Genomic DNA, 24,923 nt, shown 5'->3' with positions numbered 1-24,923 from the left:
ACACCCACCGACCGACGCCCACCGACCAACCCTCACCCATAGACGACCCGAACCCGCCCCAGAGCAAGCTGCCGCAGGCGTCCCCCCAAAGGAAGACCCCCTGAGCCCAAACGCTACTCAGGGGGTCCAACAAGATCAGCCGACGATCCTCACCGCCGCATGAACGGCGGGACGTCGACCTCGTCGTCCGGGTCGTCGGTGACCGGCACGGGACGGGAGGGAATCGACCCGTTCTGGGCCAACGACCGAGGAACGGAAGGCATGTACCCGTTCCCCTGCGAGTGCGACGGCTGCGGCGGCACCGAGGTGGGCTGCTGAACCGACCGGACCTCAGCCGGCGGAACCGGAGCAGGCTGAGCGTGCACCGGCTGGGCCTGCACCGGCTGGGGCTGCACGGGCTGAGCCTGTACCGGCTGGGCCTGGACGGGCGGAGCCTGCACCGGAGGCGGGGCCACCGGCTGCTGCACGGGCGCGGGCGTGGCGGAAGCGGACGCGATCGGCCCGGAAGCCGTCCTGGGCGGTGAGGACAACGCCGTCGGCTCCAGCTTCTTGTGCGTCGGTCCCCCGCCGTCGAACCCGGCCGCGATCACCGTGACCCGGACCTCGTCGCCGAGCGAGTCGTCGATGACCGTACCGAAGATGATGTTCGCGTCGGGGTGCGCCGCTTCCTGCACGAGCGAAGCGGACTCGTTGATCTCGAAGAGGCCCAGGTCGGAGCCACCGGCGATCGACAGCAGCACGCCGTGCGCGCCCTCCATCGAGGCCTCCAGCAGCGGCGAGTTGATCGCCTTCTGCGCGGCCTGGACGGCTCTGCCCTCGCCGCGGGCCGAGCCGATGCCCATCAACGCCGAGCCGGCACCGGACATGACCGACTTGACGTCGGCGAAGTCGAGGTTGATCAGACCGGGGGTCGTGATCAGGTCCGTGATGCCCTGGACACCGGAGAGGAGCACCTCGTCCGCGGAGCGGAAGGCGTCCATGAGGCTGACACCGATGTCGCCCAGCTGCAGGAGCCGGTCGTTCGGGATGACGATGAGCGTGTCGCACTCGTTGCGCAGGGCCTGGATGCCGTCCTCGGCCTGCTTGGCGCGGCGCTTGCCCTCGAAGGAGAACGGGCGCGTCACGACACCGATGGTCAGCGCGCCGAGCTTGCGGGCGATCGAGGCCACCACCGGCGCGCCGCCGGTGCCCGTACCACCGCCCTCACCGGCGGTCACGAAGACCATGTCGGCCCCCTTGAGGACCTCCTCGATCTCCTCGCGGTGGTCTTCGGCGGCCTTGTGGCCGACCTCCGGGTTCGCGCCGGCACCGAGGCCGCGCGTGAGCTCACGGCCGATGTCGAGCTTGACGTCGGCATCGGACATCAGCAGGGCCTGCGCGTCGGTGTTCACCGCGATGAACTCGACGCCCTTGAGCCCGACCTCGATCATGCGGTTGACGGCGTTGACGCCGCCACCACCGATGCCGACGACCTTTATCACCGCGAGGTAGTTGTGCGGGGGCGTCATCGGATCCGCCTTCCTGATCGTGGTCCGCGCTGTGGTGCTGGGTGTGATCCACCCGGATTGCCGCTCTCGACCTCTCGTCGAGGTCCAGAGTTATGTCAACCCCGTATGTTCCTGCTGGACGGTAAGCACCGGCGGTGCGTCGGTCCAGCAGCCACGCCGCAGAGTCCCAACACTGTGCGCTACTACTCCCCGGTCGTGCCGTCAAGCAGTACGCACGATGACGAGCACGGCGCACCCCAAGCGTAGTCGGACCTCTTATCGGAGATCGTCTCGCCCATGCTTTGGCCGCTTCCACCCGTTTTCCGGTGATCAGCCGCGACCGCCGGCAGTACCGCGCCGGGCCGCGGGAAGCATGACCAACCGAGACGGATTCCGCCCGCTCAGGTACCTCGAGATCACGGACCGTGGAGTCGGCGCCGACAGCTCACCGGCGGCGAGGGGCCACCACGCTGCCTGGAGTACTTCCTTCGGGTGACAACGATCCCTGTGGCTAATACCGCCGGTGGCTCTCCGATGAGCACGGTAGTCGTCATCACAGGAGGCACGTCTTGGCACCCGCACCCGCGTCCGTGCGTTCGCTCGTCTTGGCAGCGATCGTGGTGGAACTCGTCACGAGCAGGCTCGGCAGCCTGGTCGTCCGAGCCGCGCTGACGCGGCTGAGGCCGGTCGGCTAGCGGCGGATCCCAGGACAACCCGTGTGCTCCCCACCGAACCCCCGGTCGAAGTACCGCCGTCCGCGCCGGTTCCCGACGCCGTCGAGGCCGCGGACGCCGCGCCCGTAGGACACAGCTCAGGCCCGGCGACACGTCGTTCGCCGGGCCTGACAACGCAACCGGTGAACTACGACACCGTGGCCAGGTCCGGCGACGACACGTCGTAGGTCGTGCCCGGCTTCGACAGCAGCACGAGCAGCACGGCCGCTTTGCGCGGGGTGAGCTCGGAGCTGCCCCACTTCACCACGCGGTCGCCGGTCAGCGTCAGCCTCACGTCGGCACCGGTGGTGGCCGACACCGACACCACGTCGGGCCGCAGCTTCTCCGGCAGTTCGTTCAGCACCCCGACCACGGCGCGCGTGGCCGGGTCCGAGGACGACGGCAGCGTCAGCACCAGTTCGGGAACGCCCGGAGCGGCCGCCGGCACGATCGCGTAGTCCTTGCCCGTCGAGTCGACGAGGTGGAAGCCGTCGGGCATCTTCACCGAGCCGACCGGGCTGCGTTCGGTGAGCAGCAGCCGGACCGTGCCGGGGAGCTGGCGTTCGACCTCCACCGCGGCGACGCGCGGGATGGCGGCGACGCGGTCGTGGATGCCCTGGAGGTCCAGCCGCACCAGCGGTGAGCCCGGTTCGACCGCCGCGATGTCGCGGACCTCTTCCTCGGTGAGCACCGAGTTGCCCCGCACCTGCACCTGCGCGACGCCCAGCAACGGCGTGAAGAAAACGCAGTACACCAACGCGATGACGGACACCAGCGTCAGCAGCGCCACCAGGCGGCGGCGCAGGATGACCCTGCGCCGCGCCCGGTACTCGGCGCTCTTCGGTCTCCGGTTCGCGGGACGAGCTCGCGTGGACCTGCCACGAACCGGGGCGCTCATGCCTGCTCTTCGCCGGCCAGCGCGGTGACGATCTCGGGGCCGAGCATCGTCACGTCGCCCGCGCCCATCGTCACCACCAGGTCTCCCTCGCGCACCAGCGAGGCCACCAGCGACGGCACGCGGTCGAACGACGGCTCGTAGTGCACCGAAGCCGTGACCTGGTCGGCGACCAGCGCACCCGTCACGCCCGGCTCCGGCTCCTCGCGGGCGCCGTAGACGTCCAGCACGACGACCTCGTCCGCCAGCGACAGCGCGGCGGCGAACTCGGTCGCGAACGTGCGGGTCCGGGAGTACAGGTGCGGCTGGAACACCACGACGACCCGGCCGGCACCGGCGACCGGACGGGCGGCGCGCAGCTGTGCGTCGACCTCGGTCGGGTGGTGCGCGTAGTCGTCGTAGACCGACACGCCACCGCCACGGCCCTTGAACTCGAACCGCCGCCGCACGCCACCGAACGCCGCGAGGCCTCCGAGCATGCCCGCCTGGTCCGCGCCGAGCTCCAGTCCGGCCAGCAGAGCGGCCACGGCGTTCAGCGCCATGTGCTCACCCGGCACCGCGACCCGGACCTCGAGCGCGACGCCGTCGACCTCGACCGACGCGAGACCACCGGACTCGAGCGGCTTGTAGTCGACCAGACGCGCGTCGGTGGCCGAACGTCCGTACTCGCGCACGCGGATCCCGCGCGCTCGGGCCTCGGCGGCCAGCCGGACGGCACCGGGATCGTCCGCGCAGGACACCAGGACGCCACCGGGCTGGATCCGCTCCAGGAACGAGTCGAACACGGCCGTGTAGGCCTCGACGGTGCCGTGGTGGTCGAGGTGGTCCGCCTCGACGTTCGTCACGACGGCGACCGACGGCGAGAAGTACAGGAATGAGCCGTCGGACTCGTCGGCCTCCGCGACGAAGACGCCGCCGGTGCCCTGGTGGGCGTTGGCGCCGGACTCGTTGAGGTCGCCGCCGATCGCGAACGACGGGTCGAGCCGGCAGTGCTGCAACGCCACGGTCAGCATCGACGTGGTCGACGTCTTGCCGTGCGTTCCGGCGACGCACACGACCCGGTGGTCTTCCATCAGCGCCGCAAGCGCTTCGGCGCGGCGCAGCACGGTGATGCCCCGCTCGCGGGCCGCCGCGTACTCCGGGTTCGTGTCCTTGATCGCGGTCGACACCACGACCTCGGTCGGACCGCCGACGAGCTGGTCGAGGTTCGCCGCGTCGTGGCCGACGGCGATCCGCGCGCCCTGGGCGCGCAGGGCCAGCACGGTCCGCGAGTCCTTGGCGTCCGATCCGGACACCTGCACGCCGCGGGCCAGCAGGATGCGGGCGATACCGCTCATGCCGGCACCACCGATGCCGACGAGGTGCACGCGTTCGAGGCTCACTTCTTGATCACATCCAGCACGGTGCGGGCGAGGACCTCGTCCGCCTCGCGACGGCCGGTGCCGAGCGTCGCGGCGGACATCCGGGCCAGCCGGTCGCGGTCGGCCACCAGCGGGACGACGAGCGACGCGACCTTCTCGGGCGTCAGCTCCTCGTCCGGCACCAGCAGGCCACCACCGGCGGCGACGACGGGACCGGCGTTCAGTGCCTGCTCACCGTTGCCGATGGGCAGCGGCACGAACACCGCCGGCAGACCGACGGCCGACACCTCGGCGACGGTCATCGCGCCGGAACGGCACAGCACGGCGTCCGCGGCGGCGTACGCGAGGTCCATGCGCTCCAGGTACGGCACCGGGACGTACGGCGGCCGGCCGGGAACCTGCTGCACCGCAACGGTGTTCTTCGGTCCGTACGCGTGCAGCACGCCGACGCCGGCACGGGCGAACTCGGCCGCCACGGGCGCCACGGCCTCGTTGATCGAGCGCGCGCCCTGCGAACCGCCGAACACCAGCAGCGTCGGCGCGTGCGGGTCGAGGCCGAAGAAGCGGCGCGCCTCGTCGCGCAGCGCGGCGCGGTTCAGCGTCGTGATCGACTGGCGCAGCGGGATGCCGATGATCTGCGCGTCGGCCAGGCCGGAGTCCGGCACCGCCGCCGCGACGTGCTCGGCGAACTTGGCGCCGACCTTGTTCGCGAGACCGGCCTTCGCGTTGGCCTCGTGCACGACGATCGGCACGCGGCCCCGCGCGGCCAGGTACGCGGGCAGCGCCACGTAGCCGCCGAAACCGACGACGACGTCGGCGCCGACGCGCTCCAGCACCTCACGCGTCTGCTTCACGGCACTGCGCACGTTCAGCGGCAGCTTCAGCAGGTCCAGCGTGGGCTTGCGGGGCATCGGCACCGGCGGGATCAGCTCCAGCGGGTACCCGCGAGCCGGAACGATCTTGCTCTCGAGGCCGCGCTCGGTGCCGAGCGCGACGACGCGCGCGTCCGGCCGCAGCCGCATGACCGCGTCGGCCAGCGCCAGTGCCGGCTCGATGTGTCCGGCGGTGCCACCGCCGGCGACCACGACGCACGGACCACTGGGGGCGGGGTGCCCGGTCAAGACTTGCCTCCGGTTGTGTTGAACTCAGGAAATTCGACTCAGTTGTACCGCCCGCGACCGCGGGTCGACCTGCCTTGCTCGGAGCGGCCCTGGTTCACCCGCCGCGTTTCGCGGCGACGGTACTCCGAGGGCGGAGCGGACCGCCCGGCCACACGACGTTCGTCGACCACCGGGAGTTGCTGCGTCCTGCTGCGTCCCGGTGCGCGGGGCGGCGTGGACGGGCGGACGGGCTTGCGCTTGGGCGGCGGCCGGTACGCCTCGGGCGCGGGCAGCCGCAGCAGCCCGCCGACGCGGCCGGGGCCGAGCGACCGCAGCGCCGACACGGCCTCGGGCTCGTGCCGGGCGCAGTTCGCGAGGATGCCGAACACCACCATGGTCGTGACGATCGACGTGCCGCCGGAGGAGATCATCGGCAGCGTGATGCCCGTGACGGGCAGCAGCCGCACGACGTAGCCGATGTTGATCGCGGCCTGCGCGACGAGCCACACCGTCAGCGTCGCGGCCACGATCCGGATCCACGGGTCGGTGTTGCGCGCGGCGATCCGCAGGCCCACCCACGCGAGCCCGCCGAACAGCGCCAGCACCAGGCCGCAGCCGACGAACCCGAGCTCCTCGCCGATGACGGCGAAGATGAAGTCCGACTCGACGTTGGGCAGGTACCGCCACTGCGAGCTGCCCCGCGCGAGCCCCTTGCCGAACAAGCCACCCTCGGCGAGCGCGAACATCGCCTGCCGCGCCTGCAGACCCGCGCCCAGCGGGTCGGCGTCGGGGTTGAGGAACGTGGTCACGCGCTGCAGGCGGTACGCGGCACCGATGGCGAGCACGCCGGCACCCACCACCGCGCCACCGGCGATCACGCCGAACAGCCTCATCGGGGCGCCGACGAACCACAGCAGGCTGATCAGCACCACGCCGAGCGTGATGGTGCCGCCGAGGTCGGGCTGCAGCATGACCAGTGCGAACACCAGCATCGCGACGGGGACGACGGGCACCAGCAGGTGCCGGTACTGCGACAGCAGCGCCCGCTTGGTGACCAGTACGTGCGCGCCCCACAACGCCAGCGCGAGCTTCACGGCCTCGATGGGCTGGAACGAGATCGGCCCGACGGTGAACCACGACCGGGCACCACCGCGGACGTCGCCGAGCGGCGTCAGCACCAGCGCCAGCAGCAGCACGCCGATGCCCATCGCGGCCGTCGACAGGTGCCGCAGCCGCCGCAGCGGGAACCGCAGCACCAGCCAGAACAGCACCGAGCCGACGCAGACGTAGATCAGCTGCTTCTGGAACACGCTGTACGCGGACACCCCGGAGGCGACCTGGCCCGGCGCCGACGCCGACAGCACCATCACCAGGCCGAGCACGGTGAGCATGCCGAAGATCGCGAGCAGGAGGTGGAAGTCGGCCAGCGGCCGGCCCAGCCACGCGGTCATCCCGCTGCGCACGGAGCCGACGCGGCCCGCGGGCCGGCCCTTCCGCTTGTTTCCCGGCTTGTCTGCGACGACGGTCACCAGATCATCGTCTCCTGTGTCAAGCGCTCGAACGGGGATTCCTGGGGCGTGTCGCCGTTTCGAACCCTACCGGCCGCCCGTGAGGCTCTTCACGGCGTCCGTGAACGCCACCCCGCGGTGCGCGTAGTCGTTGAACATGTCCATCGACGCGGCGGCGGGCGCGAGCAGCACGGTGTCGCCGGGCCGCGCCAGTTCCTGCGCCGCGCGGACCACGGCCTGCATCGGCTCGCCGGCCCCGGCGACGTCGAGCACGCGCACCGGCACGTCCGGCGCGTGCTTCGCCAGTGCGTCCGCGATCACCTGGCGGTCCGCGCCGATCAGCACGGCTCCGCGCAGCCGGTGGGCCTCCGTGCGCACCATGTCCTCGACCGACGCGCCCTTGAGCAGCCCGCCCGCGATCCAGACGACGCTGTCGAAAGCCCGCAGCGAGGCCACCGCGGCGTGCGGGTTCGTCGCCTTCGAGTCGTTGACGTACTGGACGTCCGCCGCGTCGACGGTGACCAGCACGGCGCGGTGCGCGGCCGGTTCGAACGCTTCCAGGCCTTCGCGCACGGCCTCGGACGGAACGCCGTACGCGCGCGCAAGGGCCGTGGCGGCGAGAGCGTCCGCGATGCCGGGAGGGCCGGCCGGGCGGATCTTCGCGACCTCGACCAGCGGCTCGTCGTCGGCGAACGCGCGGTCGACCAGCCAGCCGTCGCGCACGCCGAGCTGACCGGGTTCCGGCTCCTCCAGCGTGAACCCGACGCGGTCACGCGCGGGAGCTTCCTCGAGCAGGTCGACGACCAGGTCGTCGTCGAGCCAGCCGATCGCCACGTCACCGGTGAGGACGCGGGCTTTCGCCTGCGCGTAGGCCCGCATGCCGCCGTGCCAGTCGAGGTGGTCCTCGGCGAGGTTGAGCAGCGCGCCCGCCTGCGGGCGCACCGACGGCGCCCAGTGCAGCTGGAAGCTCGACAGCTCCACGGCGAGCACCCGGCGGCCGGCCAGCAGCGCGTCCACGACGGGCAGGCCGACGTTGCCGCAGGCCACGGCGTCCGCACCGGCGGCGTGCAGGATCGACTCCAGCATGCCGACCGTGGTCGTCTTGCCGTTGGTGCCCGTCACCGCGAGCCACACCGGCGGGTCGGCCAGCTCGGCGGCCATCCGCCAGGCCAGCTCGACCTCGCCGATCACCTCGACGCCCGCCGACGCCGCGGCCGCGAGCAGCGGGCTCGACGGCGGCCAGCCCGGGCTCGTGACCACCAGCGCCGTGCCGGCGGGCGGTTCGGCGAGGCCCGGCACCAGCTCCACGCCTTCGAGCAGCGTCTCGAGCGCCGCGAGGCGGTCGGCGGACGAGTCCGTCACCACGACCTCGGCGCCCGCGGCGAGCAACGCCTCCGCGGCGGACCGGCCGGTCACTCCAGCACCGGCGACCAGCACCTTCATCCCGGCCAGCTTCGTCATCGTCCTAGAACCCGCCCGTCAGCCACTCGCTGTAGAAGACACCGAGACCGAACATGCAGCAGATGCCCGCCATCAACCAGAACCGGATGATGACCGTGGTTTCCGCCCAGCCGGCCAGTTCGAAGTGGTGGTGGAACGGCGCCATGCGGAACAGGCGCCGTCGTGAGGTGCGGAAGACCGCGACCTGCAACGCCACCGACAGGGCCTCGACCACGAACAGACCACCGATGACGATCATCAGCAGCTCGGTGCGGGTGGCGATCGCGAGACCGGCGACGAGGCCGCCGAGCGCGAGGGAGCCGGTGTCACCCATGAAGATCTTGGCGGGGGCGGCGTTCCACCAGAGGAAGCCGATGCAGCCGGCCATCGCGGCCGCGGCGATCACCGCGAGGTCCAGCGGGTCGCGGACGTCGTAGCAGCCGGCGACGGCGTAGCTCGAGCAGTTGTAGCGCCACTGCCAGAACGAGATCACGACGTACGTGCCGAACACCATGGCGGACGAGCCGCCGGCGAGGCCGTCGAGGCCGTCGGTCAGGTTCACGGCGTTCGACCACGCGGCGACCATGCCGTAGCAGAAGACGATGAACCCGATGACGCCGAACGAGACCACGGTGATGTCGCGGACGAACGACAGGTTGACCGACGCGGGCGTCAGGCCGTCCTTGTTCGGGAACTGCAGCACCAGGATCGCGAACGTGATCGTCGCGATGAACTGGCCGACCAGCTTCGCGGTCTTGTTCAGGCCCAGGTTGCGGGACTTGCGGATCTTGATGAAGTCGTCGAGGAAGCCGACGAGCCCCAGCGAGGTCGTCAGCATCAGCACGAGCAGGCCCGACGCCGTCGGGGTCTGCCCGGACGCCGAGGCCGACATCGAGTTCACGAGGTGCGTGCCGAGGTAGCCGGCCCACATCGCGACCAGGATGGCGAGGCCACCCATGGTCGGCGTGCCGCGCTTGGTCTTGTGGTGCTGCGGACCGTCCTCGCGGATCTCCTGGCCGAAGCCCTGCCGGGAGAAGATCTTGATCAGGTAGGGCGTCAGCAGGATCGACACCGCGAGGGCGATCGCTGCCGCGATCAGGATGCTCTTCACTTGGTTCCTGCCTCCAGCAGGGCCTCGGCAATGCGCCACAGGCGATAGGCGTTGGATGCCTTGACCAGCACTACGTCACCGGGCCGGACTTCCCCCTGGAGCAACGCGACAGCGGCGTCGGCGTCCGGCACTGCGACGGATTCGTCGCCCCAAGATCCTTCCAGGTGCGCGCCCTGGTGCATCGGCCGGGCCGCCTCACCGACGACGACCAGCTTGCTGATGTCCAGACGCACCACCAAACGGCCGATCTCGTCGTGCTCGCGCACCGCGTCGTCGCCCAGCTCCGCCATCGGGCCGAGGACGGCCCAGCTGCGGCGCGCGGGCGTGGTGGAGCGCGCGATCGACGCCAGCGCCTTCAACGCCGCCCGCACGGAGTCGGGGTTCGCGTTGTAGGCGTCGTCGATCACGGTCACGCCGTCCGCGCGGTCCGTGATGACCATGCGGTGCGCGGAAACCCTCTGCGCGCTGCCGAGCCGCCGGGCCACTTCCTCCGGCGTGGCACCGAGCTCGAGCGCGATCGCGGCGGCGACCAGTGCGTTGGCGACCTGGTGCGTGCCGTTGACCGCGAGCTTGACCTCGGCGTCGCCCCGCGCCGTCTTCAGCGTGAAGCTCGCACGGGCCTGCTCGTCCAGCACGATGTTCTCGGCGCGGACGTCGGCCTTCGGGTTCTCCCCGACGAGGACGACCTTGGCCTTCGTGCGGCTCGCCATGCCGGCGACCAGGGGGTCGTCGGCGTTGAGGACGGCGACGCCGTCCTCGGGCAGCGACTCGACCAGCTCGCCCTTGCCCTGCGCGATCCCCTCGCGGGAACCGAACTCGCTCAGGTGCGCCGTGCCGACGTTGAGCACCGCGCCGAACTTCGGCGGGGCGACCTCGCACAGGTTCGCGATGTGGCCGATGCCGCGCGCGGACAGCTCCAGCACCAGGAACCGGGTGTCCTCGGTCGAGCGCAGCGCGGTCCACGGGTGGCCCAGCTCGTTGTTGAACGACTCCGGCGGCGCCACGACGTCGCCGACCGGCCGCAGCACCTGGGCGATGAGGTCCTTCGTGGACGTCTTGCCCGCCGAGCCGGTGATGCCGATGATCGTCAGGTCCCGCAGGCGGTCCGTGACGTGGCGGGCGAGCTTGGCCAGCGCCTCGAGCACCGCGGCGCCCTCGCCGTTCGCGTCGCCGGCGAGCACGTAGGCGTTGGCGTGCCTGGTCGGCACCGGCGGCGCGATCACCGCGGGGGCGTCGACCTCCCGGCCCGCCAGCACACCGGCGGCGCCCGAGGCCACGGCCCGCGCGGCGAAGTCGTGGCCGTCCACGCGTTCGCCGGGCAGCGCCAGGAAGAGGCCGCCTTCGGTGATCTTGCGGGTGTCGAACTCGATGGTGCCGGTGACCACCGGACTGCCGTCGGTGGCGTGCAGGCGTCCGCCGACGATCTCAGCGATCTCGGCGAGCGTGAGTGCGATCAACGGTGCGCCTCTCTGATGGCGGCGGTCAGCGTCTCGACGTCCGAGAACGGGTGGACCACGCCGGCGATCTCCTGTCCCGTCTCGTGCCCCTTGCCCGCGACCACGACGACGTCCCCCGGACGTGCCAGCTCGACGGCCTTCTCGATCGCGAGCTTCCGGTCGCCGATCTCCAGCACCTCGCCCCGGTTCGCGGCGGCGAGAGCGCCTTCGAGCATGGCGGCCCGAATGGAGGACGCTTCTTCGCTCCTCGGGTTGTCATCGGTGATGATCAACACCTCGGCGCGTTCCGCGGCGGCCTCGCCCATCAGCGGGCGCTTCGCCCGGTCGCGGTCGCCACCGCAGCCCAGCACGACGATCACGCGGCCGTCGGTCTTGGCGCGCACGGCGTCCAGCGCGAGCGCCACGGCGGCGGGCTTGTGGGAGTAGTCGACGACGGCGGTGAAGTCCTGGCCCTCGTCGACGCGCTGCATGCGGCCGGGGACCCCGACGGTGCTCAGGCCTTCCCGGATCGCCTCGGCCGCGACGCCCTCGACGTGCAGGCAGGCGATGGCGAGCAGGGCGTTGGCGACGTTGAAGCTGCCGGCGAGCGGGAGGTGGATCTCGATGTCGCCGTCCGGACCGTGCGCGGTGAACGTCTGCTCGCCGGTCGCGCTGACGACGACGTCGCTCGCGGTCCAGTCGGCGGGCCCGGTGGTGGAGACGGTGATCGTCGTGTCCTTGACGAGCCTCGGGCCCCACTCGCCGTCGACGCAGACGACCTCCTTGCGCGCGCGGCCGTCGAACAGCTGCGCCTTGACCTGGAAGTACTCCTCCATGTCGGCGTGGAAGTCGAGGTGGTCCTGGCTGAGGTTCGTGAACGCGCCGATCTCGAACTCGGTGGCGGCGACGCGGCCCATGTGCAGCGCGTGGCTCGACACCTCCATCGCCACGTCGGTGACGCCGCGCTCGGCCATGACCGCGAACAGCGCCTGCAGGTCCGGCGCCTCGGGCGTCGTGTGCGAGCTGTCGAGCTGCTCGGTGCCGATGCGGGTGCCGACCGTGCCGATCAGGCCGGTGTTCCTCCCGGCGGCGCGCAGCACCGACTCGATCATGTACGTGGTGGTGGTCTTGCCGGACGTGCCGGTGACCCCCCACAGCTTGACCTTCGTCGACGGCTGTCCGTAGACGTGCGCGGCGAGCAGGCCCACGACCTCGCGAGGTCGCGGGTGGATGAGCACGGGCACGTCCTTGAGCGAGTCGCGGGCGGCTCCGGCCTCGTCCGTCAGCACGGCGACGGCGCCGTTCGCGATCGCCGTCTCGGCGAAGTCGGCACCGTGCACGTGGGCGCCGGGCAGCGCCGCGTAGAGGTCCCCTGCGATCACGTGCTGTGCACGCAGAGTCACCCCCGTCACCTGGACGTCGGCATGCGCCGGCCTGGTCAGGTGCACGTCGGCGACCGCGGCGAGAGCAGCCACGGAAGCAGGGCGGATGGCGTTGGGGCGGGGCGGGGCGGTCGCGACCTTGCCCTCGAGCTTGGCAGGCACGGGCAAGAGGCTACCGGCGGGCGCGCGGCGCCCTGGCGGCGCGTTGGCGTTCGGGTGATGATCGGCGGTTGTCGACCGTTCGGGTGGCCGTTCGCGCTGGTCCTCGCGGGCGAGCCCGTCCGGCCGAACAAGTTCCTGCCCGCTTCGTGACTTAGTGCCCTGTGAGCGCACGTGCGCCTGCGGTGGAGTTGAGGGCGGCAGGAGGCGGCGATGAGAACTCGTACGGCGGTCGATCCCAGGAGGTTCTCCTTCTGGTCCCCCGATTTCAGCCGGTCCGTGACGGTCGGCGTCGACACGTCCGAACCCGCGTACCACGCTTTCGAATGGGCGGCGCGCCACGCGTGGTCGCTCAGGACGGACCTCCAGGTGTACCTCGCGGACCCCGGCGACACGACGGTCCAGCGGGTCCTGGAACGGCTCCCGATGCTCACCGCGCACTTCCGCCCGAGCGGCGACGACCCGGTGGCCGCACTGGTGGGGGCGTCGGACTCCAGTGCGACCTTGGTCTTGGGGTGCAGAGGAGAACAGCACCGCAGCCTGGGTCTGGGGTCCCTCGTCCTCCCGGTGTTGCGCCGCGCGCGGTGCGGCGTCGTGGTCGTCCGCGGCCGCCCGAAGGCGATCCGCGGCGAGTACGGCTGGGTCACCGCGGCCGTCGGCGGGTGCGAGGACGCGGTCGTGCTGCGGCGCGCGGTCGAGCTCTGCCGCACCCGCCGGGCGTCGCTGCGGCTGCTGCACGTCCACCCGCCGGCCCAGCACGGCGGGACCGCGCCGCGCGACGAGGCGGCGGTGCGCCGGGCGGTGCTGCTGCTGCGCACCACGGCCCCCGAGCTGACCCCCGAGGTCCTGGTGGAGTCACGCCACCCGCACGAGGCCCTGGCCGATCTGGACTCCGACCTCGTCGTGGTGGGTCGCGGCGGACAGCACGACGGGGTCGGGCTCATCACGCGGGCGGCGCTCTACCACGCCTCGTGCCCGGTGATGGTCGCCCGGCCGGAGCCGGTGCACGACGACCGCACGCCCTGACAGGCCTTGCGCAGCACGGATCCGCTCGTCCCCGGCAACGCCACGGAGCTGACCGGCACACCGCGCTCGTTCTTCTGACTCTCGGAGAGCGTCACGGTGACGGGAGCGCTGCTGGTCCTGTTCGCGTTGACGATCACCGTGCCGCACTCGAAGTCGCGCCGGTGCACGTTCTCCGCCACCTCGCGGTGCGGGCCGAGCGGGTCGCCGAGGTCCCAGTCGTACTCGGCGCGCCACGGCGAGGGGGTGTCGTAGCGGTCGGTCTGCTCGATCTCGGAGATCGCCGTGCGGGACCCGGCGGCGAGCAGGTAGCTCGCGAACGCGTAGCGGAACGGCTGTTCGGCGCCGCTGTGGTGCGGCTGCACCCAGGTGGTCCTGCCCCTGGCCTCGTTCGCGGTGATCTGCGCGATCTGCCTGCTCCAGCCCTGCGGGTACTCGGAGAGCAGGTCGGTGTCGCCGAAGGTCAGCCACCACTCGTCGAAGCCGCCGTCGAGGTGGTCGACGTAGGAGTCCCAGGCGCCCTCGTGCAGGCGCGCGTCGGACAGGTTCGCGACGGTCTCGAGACCCGCGTCGACGAACTTCTGCCTCGTGTTCGCGAGCATCGAGACGTACGCCTCGCGCATCGCCGCGTCGGTCGGGTACGCCGCCGGGCAGGCGCCGGGGTGGTAGGTGTCGCAGGCGAACAGCGCGTTGTCCATGAACACGCCGTCGAACGCCTTCGCCGAGGACGCGACCACGTTCTCGGCCCAGGCGTTCTGGTAGTCGGTGTTGCCGACGTCCATCTGCCAGTGGTCGCGGTAGCCCTCGTACTCGAACCGCCGGCCGTCGGCGCCGCGCAGGAACCAGGAGGGGTCCGCCTCGCAGTACCCGACGCCGGTGGGGAGGTCGGCGTCGTCGACACCGTTCTCGCAGGCGTAGCCGCGGGTCGAGGAGAGGTCCTTGTAGACGAACGTCCTGATCTTCGGGTTGGCCGCTTTGAACTTCGCCGCGAGGCCCTTTTCCCAGGCGTTCACAACGACGTATGAACGCCTTTGCGCTTCCAGCTCGATCATTTCGCCGGAAACGGGAGTGCCGTTCAGGTGGAGCCAGAACGAGTGGACGACTGATCCTTCCTCAGCTTGCTGAACAGCGGGAACGGGAGTCACCGCCAGGACTCCCGCCAAAATCAGATTTATGGCGGAAGACACGCAGAACCCCATCTCGCCTCATGCCCCGGTTCAAGAGCATCAGACGTGATGGTTCGCGTCTCATTTCGATTTTTTGTTCACATGAACAGCTTGTTGTCCTGTTGTCACGCCTGGGCGTGGCTCAGGTCACCTACATCTGCAGCTGCACGAACGGCGTCTGCTCCGCCGACATCGGCACCTGGAACCGCTGCGTCAGGTAGGCCGCGATGTCGTGGAACAACGGCGCGGCCGACGAGCTGAACGGGGTGCCGTTCGGCGCGTCGAGCATGATGCCGACGACGTAGCGCGGGTTGTCGGCGGGGAGGATGCCGGCGAACGTGATCCAGTACTGCGACTGGGAGTAGCACTTGCAGACCGGGTCGATCTGCTGCGCCGTGCCGGTCTTGCCCGCGATCTGGTAGCCGGGCAGCGCCGCCGCCTTGCCGGTGCCGTTCTGGTTCGCGTCGCGCGGATCGGACTGCGTCACCGAGCGGAACATGTCCCGGACGGTCTTCGCGGTCTCCGGCGACACCACGCGCACGCCCTCGGGGCGCGGCTTCTCCGACCGCGCGCCCTCCTCGCCGATCTCGGCGCGGATCAGGCGCGGCGGGATGCGCAGGCCGTCGTTGGCGATGGCCTGGTACATGCCGGTCATCTGCAGCAGCGTCATCGACAGGCCCTGGCCGATCGGCAGGTTGCCGAAGGTCGAGCCGGACCACTGGTTCAGCGGCGGCACGACACCGGACTCCTCCGCGGGCACACCGGACTGGGTGCGGCGGCCGAGGCCGAACTTCTGCAGCATCTCGGCGTAGCGCTCCTGGCCGACCTGCTGCGCGGCCTGCAGGGTGCCGACGTTCGACGACCTCGCGAAGACGCCGGTGAACGACATCGGCACGGTGCCGTGCGTCCACGCGTCGCGGATCACGCGGTCGGCGACCTTGATCGAACCCGGCACCTGCAGCACGTCGTCCGGCTTGAACAGGCCGAACTCGATGGCGGCGGCGGCCGTCACGATCTTGTTCACCGAGCCGGGTTCGAAGTTCGACGAGACCGCGCCGTTGCGGCGCTGGTCCTCCGAGGACTTGCCGAAGTCGGCCGGGTCGTAGGTCTTGTCGTTGGCCATGGCGACGATCTCGCCGGTGCGGCTGTCCAGCACGACCGCCGACGCGTTCTTGGCACCCGACTTCTTCGCGTAGTCGGTGACCATGCGCTGCACGGCGTACTGGGTGTCGATGTCGATCGTCAGCTCGAGGCTCTTGCCCGGCTGCGGCTTCACGAGCTCGCGTTCGGTGTTCGGGATGACGACGGTGTCGTCGCCCGACATCGTGTCGACGATGCGGCGGCCCATGCGGCCGGCGAGCAGGTTGTCCTGCGCGCTCTCCAGGCCGAGGATGCCCTGGGTGGTCGGCGGCTTCTCGTCCTGGCGCCAGTTGGCGGCGCCGATGACGTTCGAGGCCAGCTCACCGTTGGGGTAGATGCGCTTGGAGCGGTACTCCGAGCCGATCTCCGCCGGGTACTTCTCGACGATCTTCGCGGCCTTGGCCGGCTCGGCCTCGCTCACCAGGACCTCGTAGCTGATGTCCTGCACGAGCTGCCGGTAGATCGTCTCCTCGTCGGTCTTCTCGCCGTTGACCTCCGGGCCCAGCGTCGACGAGATGAACTTCGCCATCTCGCGCGCGTGGTCGTCGTAGGACAGCGGGTGGTCCGCGGGCTTGGCGGCGCGGGCGTCGTCCCACGTCTTGCGGGCGCGCTGCGGAAGGATGTAGAGCGCGCGCACCTCGATCGAGAACGCGAGCTGGTTGCCGTTGCGGTCCAGGATGGAGCCGCGCTCGGCGGGGATGTCCTGCCGCGTCGTGCGCTGCTTCTGCGCCTGCTGCGACAGCTCGTCGGCCTGGATGCCCTGCACCTGCACGAGCTTCACGCCCGCGATCAGCAACGCGCCGATCAGCAGGATGCGTCCGACGGCGATGCGCACCCTGCTGTTGCCGCCCAGGCGCGTGGCCGGGCGAGCGCCGCGCACCGACAGCGGGCGGCGCGACCCCTTCGACTGCGGACCCGGCATCAGCCACCCGCCGGAGGCGTCTGGCCGGCGGGAGGCGTCTGGCCCGCCGGCGGCTGCTCACCGGACGGCGGCGGAGGCGTCTCGGGGGACGGCGGCGGGGTCGGCGTCGGCTTGGTCGGCGCGCTCGGCTTGCCGAACTCCTCGATCGACCCGTCCGGGTTCTGCCGCAGCCGCGCCGGGCTCGGCGGCTCGACGAGGCCCATCTCGGTGGCCCGGCGCGCGAGGTCGGTCGGCGACTCGAGCAGCGCCACCTCGCGGCGCAGCTGCTCCATCTGCAGCGTCAGCTTCTCGGCCTCGGCGCGCGCCTCCTGCAGGCGGTACGTGTCCGCGGCGGCCTGCGTGGAGAAGTACATGATCCCGGCGACGCCCGCGCCCAGCACGAGCATCACGAGCACGACGAACGGCGCCTTGGACACGGCCTTCTGCGGAGCGGCCGAACCGCTGCGCAGGTTCTGGGCGCGCTGGGCCCGCCGCGCGTAGGCGCGTTCGGCACCGGCGGTGCGGCGGCGCGCCTTGTCCTTGTCCTTGTGCTTGTTCCTGGAGGGGTCGCGGGGCGACGGCCCGCCGACGCGTGCGGGTGCCGTCATCTCGGTTCTCCGATCCGCTCCGCCGCGCGCAGGCGCACCGGCGCCGCGCGCGGGTTGTCCTCGATTTCCTGCTCCGACGCGAGCTCCGCGCCCCTCGTGAGCAACTTGATCTCGGGCCCGTGGCCCGGCAGCTCGACCGGCAGGCCCGGCGGGGTCTTCGACTTCGCGAGCTCGGCGAAGGCCTGCTTCACCATCCGGTCCTCGAGGGACTGGTAGGACTCGACGACGATCCGCCCGCCCACGCCCAGCACGCCGAGCGCGGCCGGCAGGGCCAGCCGCAGCGACTCCAGCTCCCCGTTGACCTCGATGCGGAGCGCCTGGAACGTGCGCTTCGCCGGGTGCCCGCCCGTGCGCCGCGAAGCCGCGGGCACGACGGCGTAGAGCAGCTCGACGAGCCGCCCGGAGTTGGTGAACGGTTCTTTCTCGCGTTCCTTGAGCACGGCCGAGGCGATCTTGCCCGCGAACCGCTCCTCGCCGTAGGTGGACAGGATCCGGGCGAGGTCGCCGTGGGAGTACGTGTTCAACACGTCCGCCGCCGTCATGCCGGTGCCCTTGGACATCCGCATGTCGAGCGGGGCGTCCTTCGAGTACGCGAAGCCGCGCTCCTTCTCGTCGAGCTGCAGCGAGGACACGCCGAGGTCCATCAGCACACCGTCGACGCGCGAGTACCCGAGGTCGGCGACGGCCTCGTCGATGTGGTCGTACGTGACGTTGACGAGGTGGACCCGGTCGCCGTGGCGCGCCAGCCGCCTGCCCGCCATCTCGATGGCCTGCGGGTCGCGGTCGAGCCCGATGAGCGTGAGCTCCGGGTGGGCGCCGAGCAGCGCGTCGGAGTGGCCGCCCATGCCGAGCGTCGTGTCGACGACGACGGCGGGCCTGCCCCGCAACGCCGGGGCGAAGAGTTCCAGGACGCGGTCCAGCAGCACCGGAACGTGCCGCGGCTGATCCATCGTCCCTCTACTCCCCTTAATGCGCGATCGGGTGACGTCAGGTCCCCGCCCGCCCGTCGAACCTGGCGCCGGGGAAGGTGCGCCAGGGCCGATACTCGAGCGGACCGAGGCCTCACGGCACCCGAGTCGCGTGTGGAACATCCGGCCTGTTGCTCGGCTGACCGCCATCAGAAGACGCCCGGTATGACCTCCTCGCGAGCAGTGGCGTAGCCGTCCTCGTGCTCTTCGAGATAGGTCTGCCAGGCCGCCGCGTCCCAGATCTCCAACCTGGTGAACGCGCCGACGACCACGCACTCCTTGGTCAGCCCGGCATACCGGCGCAGTTCCGGTGCGATCAAGACGCGGCCCTGACCGTCCGGACGCTGCTCGTCCGTACCTGCGAACAGATACCGCTGGTAGGCGCGTACGGCGTCGTTGGTGAACGGCGCCTCGGCGACCTTCCTCGCCATCTGCTCGAACTCAGCCCGGGGGAACACGTACAGGCAGTGGTCCTGGCCCTTGGTGACCATGAGACCTCCCGCCAGCTCGTCCCGGAACTTCGCAGGCAGTGTCAGCCGACCTTTGTCATCCAGGCGCGGGTAGTGAGTGCCGAGGAACATCGGCAGCCACCTCCCTTGCCGGACGACGAGACCGGCAGTGGAGCCCCCGTCTGCCCCACCGGCCGCCACAGTACCCCACTTTTCACCACAGTCAACGATGAAACAGGTGTTTACACGCCATGCCGCAGCCTGTTTCCGCTGGTAGACGACGTGGAGCGAGGTGGGGGGACGGTGGGGGAACTCGTGCGGCACCACCTTCGCGGGTGAGGGTTCAGCCCCCGTAAAGCACTCGAACGGCGTACAAATTTCCGTCGAAACCCGGAGTTTGGGCGCGTTGGTGGGGGAAGGTGGAAACTGGTGGAGCGAACCCGATGCGGCCCGCAGGTGTAGGGCACTTAGCCGTGGTTTGACACACTGCGTGAAACGCTCACACGTCCGTGTTCCGGACACGGCTGCTGGAGGTTTAGTGACGCCGGGAAGCCCAAGCGCGAACAGCCACGCGCCGGTCGATCAGGTTCTGGGGGAGCTTCACGGCGCCGTCCAGCGGATCGCCGCCAACGTCGAAAGGGTGCTCGTCGGCAAACCCGACGTGGTCCGTCTCGCCCTCGTGACGCTGCTCGCCGAAGGGCACCTGCTGGTCGAGGACGTGCCGGGTGTCGGCAAGACCTCGCTGGCGAAAGCGCTTGCCCGTTCGATCGACTGCACCGTGAGCCGCGTGCAGTTCACGCCGGACCTGTTGCCGAGCGACATCACCGGCTCGTCCATCTACAACCGGCAGGAGAACGACTTCGAGTTCCGGCCGGGCCCGATCTTCGCGAACATCGTGGTCGGCGACGAGATCAACCGCGCCTCCCCCAAGACGCAGTCCGCGCTGCTGGAGTGCATGGAGGAGCACCAGGTCACGGTCGACGCGAACACGTACCCGCTGGGGTCGCCGTTCATGGTGATCGCGACGCAGAACCCCGTGGAGATGGAGGGCACCTACGCCCTGCCGGAGGCGCAGCGCGACAGGTTCACCGCGCGCGTGTCGATCGGCTACCCGGACCCGCAGGCCGAGCTCGCGATGGTCGACGAGCACGCGGGCCACAACCCGCTCGACGACCTGCGGCCCGTCTCGGACGCGGCGCAGATCCTGCGGCTGATCGAGGCCGTGCGCCGGGTGCACCTGTCCCCCGAGGTCCGCCGGTACGCGGTCGACCTGGTGTCGGCCACGCGCCGGCTGCCGGAGCTGCGGCTGGGCGCGTCCCCGCGGTCCACGCTGCACCTCGTCCGCGCCGCCCGCGCGCAGGCGGCGCTCGCCGGTCGCGACTTCGTGGTGCCGGACGACATCCACGCGGTGTCGATCCCGGTGCTCGCCCACCGCCTGGTGCTGACCGCCGAGGCGCAGGCCGCCCGCCGGTCCCCCGCCGAGCTGATCAGGGCGCTGCTGCAGCGGGTGCCGGTGCCGACGGCGGCACTCGACCCGAGCGCGGCGTTCGTCCGCAGCATGAACAACAACAACGCAGGGACGCCACGCTAACGATGCGCACCGCACTCTCCGGTCTGACCACACGCGGAAGATGCTTGCTGGCCGCGGGGTTCGCCGCCGGAGTGTGCGCCGCCGTGCTGAACGAGCGCGACCTGCTGCGGGTGGCGGCCTTCGTCATCGCGCTGCCGCTGCTGGCCGCGTGGCTCGCGACGAGGGCCAGGGTGGGGTTGCACGCCGCCCGGTACCTCGCTCCGAGCCGGGTGCCGGTCGGCGCCGCCTCCGAGGTGAAGCTCGACCTGCGCAGCACCGGCAGGCTGCCCACGGGCGGCCTGATGCTCGAGGACACCGTGCCGTACGCCCTGGGCGCGCGGCCGCGGTTCCTGGTGGAGCGGCTGCCCCGCAACACGCCCACGACGTTGCGCTACCCGCTCAAGCCGGTGATGCGCGGCGTCCAGCAGGTCGGCCCGCTGATGGCGCGGATCACCGACCCGTTCGGCCTCGCCGAGTTCGACCGCGAGCTCGCGGGCCGGTCGCGCCTGGTCGTGGTGCCCCGCGTCGTCCGGCTGGCCGGGCTGCCCGGCGGGTCCGGCATGGGCGCGGGTGACGACGGCTCGGTGCGGCTGCGCGCCGGTCAGGGCGAGGACGACGCGGTGGTGCGGCCGTACCGCCAGGGCGACGACCTGCGGAAGGTCCACTGGCGGTCGACGGCCCGGCGCGACGAGCTGATGGTGCGCGTCGAGGAACGCCCGTGGCGCGGCGGCACGACGGTGCTGCTCGACCACCGGGTGCACGCGCACCGTGGCAGCGGACCGACGGCCTCGCTCGAATGGGCGATCTCGTTCGTGGCGTCGATCTGCCTGCACCTGCACCACTTCGGCCACCAGGTCCGCCTGGTCGCCGAGGACGGGCGGGTGCTCGCGGGCGGGTCGGCCGACGGCGGGCACAGCGACCACGTGGTGCTGGACTCGCTCGCCGCGCTGCAGGGCTCGCACCGCCGTGAGCTGAGCGGCGGAATCGACCCCGGCGCGGGCCAGGAGGTCATCGCGGTGCTGGGCGGCGTGTCCCCCGCCTCGGTCGAGGAGCTCATCCGGTACCGGCCGCGTGGCATGCGCAGCCTGGCCGTGCTGCTCGACGTCAACGCGTGGTCCGGGGGCACGGACGCCTCGGCGCCCGACCCCGACGACGCGCGGCGGATGCTGGCCGGCGCGGGCTGGGGCGTGGCGATCGCGAAGCCGGCCGCGTCGATGCAGCAGGTGTGGCAGGAGTTGTGCGCCTCGGCCGGCAACCGGGGTCCGTCGGTGCGCTCGGAGGTGGGCTGAGATGGGGAGCCGTTCCGCTCCAGCGAAGGGCACCGAGCCTGAGTGGTTCACCTCGGCGACGCCGTGGATCGCCGCTCTGGCCGTGCTGTGCGCGTCGACCGCGCTGTCCGGGGTCATCGAGGGCGACCTGTGGCTCGTGCGCATCGGCGTGGTGATCGTCGCGATCACCGTGACCGGGGCGTTCCTGCGCGCGACCAGGCTGACGCCGCCCCTGGTGGCGATCGCCCAGGTCTTCGTGCTGCTGTGCCTGCTCACCGCGTTGCACACGCGATCGGGCATCTTCCTGTTCATCCCCGGCCCCGAGGCGCTGGGCGACCTCGGCGACGTGCTCGCGGAGTCGGTGGCGCAGGTGCAGACCGGGGTGCCCCCGGTGCACGCGTCGCCCGCGATCCAGGCGCTCGTGGTGCTCGCGATCGGTCTGGTCGCGGTGCTGGTCGACACCCTCGCCGTGGCGGCGGCCGCTCCGGCGGCGTCCGGGCTGGTGCTGCTGTGCGTGTTCGCGGTGCCCGCGTCGCTGGCCGACGAGATGCTGCCGTTCTGGACGTTCGTGCTGGGAGCGGCCGCGTTCGCGATGCTGCTCGCGGTCGACGGCCAGCACCGGCACGAGGCCTGGCGCGGCCGGCTCGGGTCCGGGTCGGCGAGCGGGTCCGGCGGGTCGGCGACGACGGTGGCGAGCATCGCGATGGTGATCGCGCTGCTCGTCGGGGCCGGCTTCACGGTCGTCGGCACGGTCGGCAGGCTCCCCGGCGGCGGCTCCGGTGGTGGCGGCAAGGGCGGCATCGGGCTGAGCGAGATGACGTCGCTGCGCGGCATGCTCAACCGCGGCAGGCCCGCCGAGGTGTTCTACGTGCGCGGCCTGCCGGAGCAGACGTACATGCGGGCGTCGACGCTGGCGCAGTACGTGCCGAACAAGGGCTGGGAACGCGGCACCCCGCCCGGTGGCCAGCCGGCGCGCGGTGAGCTGCCCCCGCAGGCGGGTGACCGCGGCGAGGGCAAGACGACGCGGATCAACATCGAGCCGCGCGACTGGCGGAGCTTCTGGCTGCCGACCTACGGCGCCGTGCGTCGCATCGACACCCCGGACGACGACTACCGCTTCGACGCCAAGAAGGGCGTCATCTACACCGAGCGGGAGCGCGAACCGGCGTCCTACGAGATCGACGCGGTCCTGTCGACGCCCACCAAGCAGGCGCTGCGGCTGGCGCCCTCGCAGAAGAACGCGGTCGAGTCCGAGTACTACAAGTTCGACGGCGTCGAGCAGGAGGTGGTCGACCTCGCGAACAAGATCGTGGAGGGCGCCACCAACGACTTCGACAAGGCCGCCAAGCTGACCGAGTTCTTCAACAGCCCCACCACCGACTTCAAGTACGAGCTCAAGACGCAGGGCGACGTCAACAGGGACGCGCTGACCGACTTCGTGCTCAGGAGCAAGGTCGGCTACTGCGAGCAGTTCGCCTCCGCGATGGCCGTGATGGCGCGCGTGGTCGGCCTGCCCTCGCGCGTGGCGATCGGCTTCACCGCCGGTGTCGCCGCCGCGGACAACGCCTACCGCGTGATCAGCACGGACGACGCGCACGCGTGGGTCGAGATCTTCTTCCCGAACCACGGCTGGATGACCTTCGACCCGACCCCGATCTCCGACGGCCGCGGCGTCGTGCCGCCGTACCTGCGCGAGACCGCGCCGGGCGGCGAGGAGGTGCCGACCGCCGAGACGACGACCGAGTCGGTGGCGCCGTCCACGTCCGGCTCGGCCCAGGCGTCCGCCTCGCCCGACGGCGAGGACGGCGACCAGGGGCTGCCGCAGGCGCAGGCCGAGGGGCCGCCGCCGTGGCACCTGTGGGCGCTGGGCGTGGTGCTGCTGCTGGCGGCGCTGCTGTCGGCGTTCCTCGTGCTGGCGCTGCTCGGCGTGATCGGCGCCGGTCTGCTGGGCGTGTCGTGGGCGCGCAAGCTGCTCATACCGGCCGTCGCCGGGTTGTGGCTGATAGGCGTGGTCCTCGCGGCGGCGTTGCTCTCGTGGTGGCTCGCGGCGGTGCTGGTGCTGGCGGGTGTCGTGCTGACACCGCTGCTGGTGCGCGGCGTGCGGCGGCGCAACCACCTGCACGCCGTGGCGGCGCTCGGTCCGGGGGCGGCCACGGCCGCGTGGAGCGAACTCATGGCGGAGTCGATCGACCGCGGCGCGGCGGTGCCGGCGGCCGAGACGATCAGGACGGCCGCCCGCCGGTTGGCGCGCGAGCACAACCTGGACGAGGCGGGCAGGGACGGGCTGCGGTCCGTGGTGGGATCGATCGAACGGTCCTGGTACAGCGCGAACCCGGTCGCGGACGCGGGCCTGCCAGGTGCGCTGGCCGCGGTGAGGCAGTCGCTGAAGAAGAACGCCCCGCTGTCGCTGCGGGCGAGGCTGTTTCCGAAGTCGGTGCTCAGGCCCGCCCCGGCACCGGTGGCGGAGACGCCCGAGCGCGAGCCCGCCGGGGTCTGACGGGGAGTCCGGGAAGGCAAAAGCGATGGGCCCGCTCCCCTGTCGGGGGCGGGCCCATCGCACTTCGGCTTCGTCGGTCGGCTACTGCTCTTCGTCGAAGCGACGGCGGAAGCGCTCTTCCATCCGTTCGGAGAACGAGCTGCGGCTGCGCGCTGGCCTGCCGTCCTCCTGCACTGCCTCGGCGACCTGGTCACCGCGACGCAACGTCGTCAGGGTGATGAGCGCACCGAAGAACATGAGCAGGAAGCCGAAGACGCTCACCACGGGAATGCTGGCGATCGAGAGCTGCGGCAGCATCACTCCGGTGATGAGCGCGGCCACGCCGACCACGAACAACACGATGCCCTGCACGCGGCGTCGCTTGGACGGCCGCCGCAACTTGGCGCCCCGTACGGTTGATGCGAACTTCGGGTCCTCGGCGTAGAGCGCGCGCTCGATCTGGTCGAGCAGTCGCTGCTCGTGCTCGGAGAGTGGCATCGTTCCTCCTCCGGCACAGCGGTCGCGGGCGCCGGGTGTTCGCGGTTTCCGCCGAACCCGGCGGACGACCCACCCTGGGGACGTCACCTTCCAGGATACGAGTCGCGCGCCCCGGCGACTACCCAGTCGGCCGTCTCATGCGGTCTGTTCTGTCACCATCATCCTCCTGGGGCAGTGGTGAGGCCTTCGTGAGGCACTTCCGGAGCCTTGTGGCCTGCCGTTCACGCGCCGTTCGGCGGCGTGATCCGCCAGGGACAGCCCCGC

Annotated in this window: 20 protein-coding genes; 5 read left to right on the top strand and 15 right to left on the bottom strand. The window is 71.3% G+C overall.

Annotation, left to right across the window (positions count from 1 at the left end; all coding sequences use genetic code 11):
- Positions 1-149: 149 nt before the first annotated feature.
- Positions 150-1,508, bottom strand: coding sequence for a cell division protein FtsZ (gene ftsZ, locus L6E10_RS11110; RefSeq protein ID WP_236219396.1), 1,359 nt, complete (start codon positions 1,506-1,508; stop codon positions 150-152).
- A gap of 548 nt (positions 1,509-2,056) precedes the next feature.
- Here ftsZ and L6E10_RS40260 point away from each other — a divergent pair.
- Positions 2,057-2,182: a hypothetical protein gene (locus L6E10_RS40260; RefSeq protein WP_275676393.1), complete on the top strand. Its 126-nt coding sequence runs from the start codon at positions 2,057-2,059 to the stop codon at positions 2,180-2,182.
- A gap of 166 nt (positions 2,183-2,348) precedes the next feature.
- Here the strand turns inward: L6E10_RS40260 and L6E10_RS11105 are convergent, their stop codons facing one another.
- The 8 genes from L6E10_RS11105 to L6E10_RS11070 form a co-directional block, all read right to left on the bottom strand.
- Positions 2,349-3,098 (bottom strand): cell division protein FtsQ/DivIB, encoded by a 750-nt coding sequence (locus tag L6E10_RS11105; protein ID WP_236219394.1) that lies wholly within the window; start codon positions 3,096-3,098, stop codon positions 2,349-2,351.
- On the bottom strand, positions 3,095-4,477 hold the full coding sequence (gene murC / locus L6E10_RS11100; protein ID WP_308102773.1) for a UDP-N-acetylmuramate--L-alanine ligase: 1,383 nt from the start codon (positions 4,475-4,477) through the stop codon (positions 3,095-3,097). Before murC ends, L6E10_RS11105 begins: the two co-directional genes overlap by 4 nt.
- On the bottom strand, positions 4,474-5,577 hold the full coding sequence (murG, locus tag L6E10_RS11095) for an undecaprenyldiphospho-muramoylpentapeptide beta-N-acetylglucosaminyltransferase (protein WP_236219392.1): 1,104 nt from the start codon (positions 5,575-5,577) through the stop codon (positions 4,474-4,476). Before murG ends, murC begins: the two co-directional genes overlap by 4 nt.
- Positions 5,578-5,615: 38 nt before the next feature.
- Positions 5,616-7,085, bottom strand: a complete 1,470-nt coding sequence (ftsW, locus tag L6E10_RS11090) for a putative lipid II flippase FtsW (RefSeq protein ID WP_374236342.1) — start codon at positions 7,083-7,085, stop codon at positions 5,616-5,618.
- Between the two features lie 66 nt (positions 7,086-7,151).
- Positions 7,152-8,525 (bottom strand): UDP-N-acetylmuramoyl-L-alanine--D-glutamate ligase, encoded by a 1,374-nt coding sequence (gene murD / locus L6E10_RS11085; RefSeq protein ID WP_236219390.1) that lies wholly within the window; start codon positions 8,523-8,525, stop codon positions 7,152-7,154.
- Positions 8,526-8,529: 4 nt separating this feature from the next.
- Positions 8,530-9,615, bottom strand: coding sequence for a phospho-N-acetylmuramoyl-pentapeptide-transferase (gene mraY, locus L6E10_RS11080; protein WP_090095618.1), 1,086 nt, complete (start codon positions 9,613-9,615; stop codon positions 8,530-8,532).
- Positions 9,612-11,072, bottom strand: coding sequence for a UDP-N-acetylmuramoyl-tripeptide--D-alanyl-D-alanine ligase (gene murF, locus L6E10_RS11075; protein ID WP_236219388.1), 1,461 nt, complete (start codon positions 11,070-11,072; stop codon positions 9,612-9,614). Before murF ends, mraY begins: the two co-directional genes overlap by 4 nt.
- On the bottom strand, positions 11,069-12,595 hold the full coding sequence (locus tag L6E10_RS11070) for a UDP-N-acetylmuramoyl-L-alanyl-D-glutamate--2,6-diaminopimelate ligase (RefSeq protein WP_236219387.1): 1,527 nt from the start codon (positions 12,593-12,595) through the stop codon (positions 11,069-11,071). Before L6E10_RS11070 ends, murF begins: the two co-directional genes overlap by 4 nt.
- A gap of 210 nt (positions 12,596-12,805) precedes the next feature.
- Between L6E10_RS11070 and L6E10_RS11065 the strand changes: the two genes are divergently transcribed.
- A complete protein-coding gene (locus L6E10_RS11065) occupies positions 12,806-13,618 on the top strand; it encodes a universal stress protein (RefSeq protein WP_236219385.1) in 813 nt (270 codons plus the stop codon).
- On the opposite strand, the gene L6E10_RS11060 is transcribed toward L6E10_RS11065, so the two are convergent.
- The 5 genes from L6E10_RS11060 to mraZ all read right to left on the bottom strand — a co-directional run bounded on the left by L6E10_RS11060 (position 13,552) and on the right by mraZ (position 18,979).
- Complete coding sequence (locus tag L6E10_RS11060; protein ID WP_236219383.1) at positions 13,552-14,628, bottom strand: putative glycoside hydrolase; 1,077 nt, start codon at positions 14,626-14,628, stop codon at positions 13,552-13,554. The two genes, L6E10_RS11065 and L6E10_RS11060, sit on opposite strands and share 67 nt — an antisense overlap.
- Positions 14,629-14,932: 304 nt before the next feature.
- Positions 14,933-16,843, bottom strand: coding sequence for a penicillin-binding protein 2 (locus L6E10_RS11055; RefSeq protein ID WP_236219381.1), 1,911 nt, complete (start codon positions 16,841-16,843; stop codon positions 14,933-14,935).
- On the bottom strand, positions 16,843-17,430 hold the full coding sequence (locus L6E10_RS11050) for a hypothetical protein (protein ID WP_236219379.1): 588 nt from the start codon (positions 17,428-17,430) through the stop codon (positions 16,843-16,845). The genes L6E10_RS11055 and L6E10_RS11050 overlap by 1 nt, the downstream gene beginning before the upstream one ends.
- Positions 17,427-18,380: a 16S rRNA (cytosine(1402)-N(4))-methyltransferase RsmH gene (gene rsmH / locus L6E10_RS11045; RefSeq protein ID WP_236219378.1), complete on the bottom strand. Its 954-nt coding sequence runs from the start codon at positions 18,378-18,380 to the stop codon at positions 17,427-17,429. Before rsmH ends, L6E10_RS11050 begins: the two co-directional genes overlap by 4 nt.
- Before the next feature lie 167 nt (positions 18,381-18,547).
- Positions 18,548-18,979, bottom strand: coding sequence for a division/cell wall cluster transcriptional repressor MraZ (mraZ, locus tag L6E10_RS11040; RefSeq protein WP_030471832.1), 432 nt, complete (start codon positions 18,977-18,979; stop codon positions 18,548-18,550).
- Between the two features lie 406 nt (positions 18,980-19,385).
- On the opposite strand from mraZ, the gene L6E10_RS11035 reads away from it, so the two are divergent.
- Genes L6E10_RS11035 through L6E10_RS11025 form a run of 3 tightly spaced genes read left to right on the top strand, consistent with a single transcriptional unit; the run spans position 19,386 to position 24,182 of the window.
- The gene (locus L6E10_RS11035; RefSeq protein WP_374236336.1) at positions 19,386-20,438 is read left to right on the top strand and encodes an AAA family ATPase; all 1,053 of its coding nucleotides are present in this window, start codon (positions 19,386-19,388) and stop codon (positions 20,436-20,438) included.
- A 2-nt stretch (positions 20,439-20,440) separates the two neighbouring features.
- On the top strand, positions 20,441-21,706 hold the full coding sequence (locus tag L6E10_RS11030) for a DUF58 domain-containing protein (protein ID WP_236219376.1): 1,266 nt from the start codon (positions 20,441-20,443) through the stop codon (positions 21,704-21,706).
- Between the two features lies 1 nt (position 21,707).
- Complete coding sequence (locus L6E10_RS11025) at positions 21,708-24,182, top strand: DUF3488 and transglutaminase-like domain-containing protein (protein WP_236219374.1); 2,475 nt, start codon at positions 21,708-21,710, stop codon at positions 24,180-24,182.
- 81 nt (positions 24,183-24,263) lie between these two features.
- Here the strand turns inward: L6E10_RS11025 and L6E10_RS11020 are convergent, their stop codons facing one another.
- On the bottom strand, positions 24,264-24,659 hold the full coding sequence (locus tag L6E10_RS11020; RefSeq protein ID WP_236219372.1) for a DUF3040 domain-containing protein: 396 nt from the start codon (positions 24,657-24,659) through the stop codon (positions 24,264-24,266).
- Between the last annotated feature and the right edge of the window lie 264 nt (positions 24,660-24,923).

It is taken from the genome of Lentzea sp. CC55, from assembly GCF_021056325.1.
In the GTDB taxonomy this organism is placed as follows: Bacteria; Actinomycetota; Actinomycetes; order Mycobacteriales; family Pseudonocardiaceae; genus Lentzea; species Lentzea jiangxiensis.
The sequence above is the reverse complement of the archived record's forward strand: the minus strand, read 5'-3'. Positions and strand labels throughout refer to the sequence as shown.

What these genes read in the sequence shown, in the direction of transcription:
- ftsZ (WP_236219396.1), bottom strand. Translation starts at nt 1,508, where the DNA reads ATGACGCCCCCGCACAACTACCTCGCGGTGATAAAGGTCGTCGGCATC.
- L6E10_RS11105 (WP_236219394.1), bottom strand. Translation starts at nt 3,098, where the DNA reads ATGAGCGCCCCGGTTCGTGGCAGGTCCACGCGAGCTCGTCCCGCGAAC.
- murD (WP_236219390.1), bottom strand. Translation starts at nt 8,525, where the DNA reads ATGACGAAGCTGGCCGGGATGAAGGTGCTGGTCGCCGGTGCTGGAGTG.
- L6E10_RS11065 (WP_236219385.1), top strand. Translation starts at nt 12,806, where the DNA reads ATGAGAACTCGTACGGCGGTCGATCCCAGGAGGTTCTCCTTCTGGTCC.
- L6E10_RS11055 (WP_236219381.1), bottom strand. Translation starts at nt 16,843, where the DNA reads ATGCCGGGTCCGCAGTCGAAGGGGTCGCGCCGCCCGCTGTCGGTGCGC.
- L6E10_RS11050 (WP_236219379.1), bottom strand. Translation starts at nt 17,430, where the DNA reads ATGACGGCACCCGCACGCGTCGGCGGGCCGTCGCCCCGCGACCCCTCC.
- rsmH (WP_236219378.1), bottom strand. Translation starts at nt 18,380, where the DNA reads ATGGATCAGCCGCGGCACGTTCCGGTGCTGCTGGACCGCGTCCTGGAA.
- mraZ (WP_030471832.1), bottom strand. Translation starts at nt 18,979, where the DNA reads ATGTTCCTCGGCACTCACTACCCGCGCCTGGATGACAAAGGTCGGCTG.
- L6E10_RS11030 (WP_236219376.1), top strand. Translation starts at nt 20,441, where the DNA reads ATGCGCACCGCACTCTCCGGTCTGACCACACGCGGAAGATGCTTGCTG.
- L6E10_RS11025 (WP_236219374.1), top strand. Translation starts at nt 21,708, where the DNA reads ATGGGGAGCCGTTCCGCTCCAGCGAAGGGCACCGAGCCTGAGTGGTTC.
- L6E10_RS11020 (WP_236219372.1), bottom strand. Translation starts at nt 24,659, where the DNA reads ATGCCACTCTCCGAGCACGAGCAGCGACTGCTCGACCAGATCGAGCGC.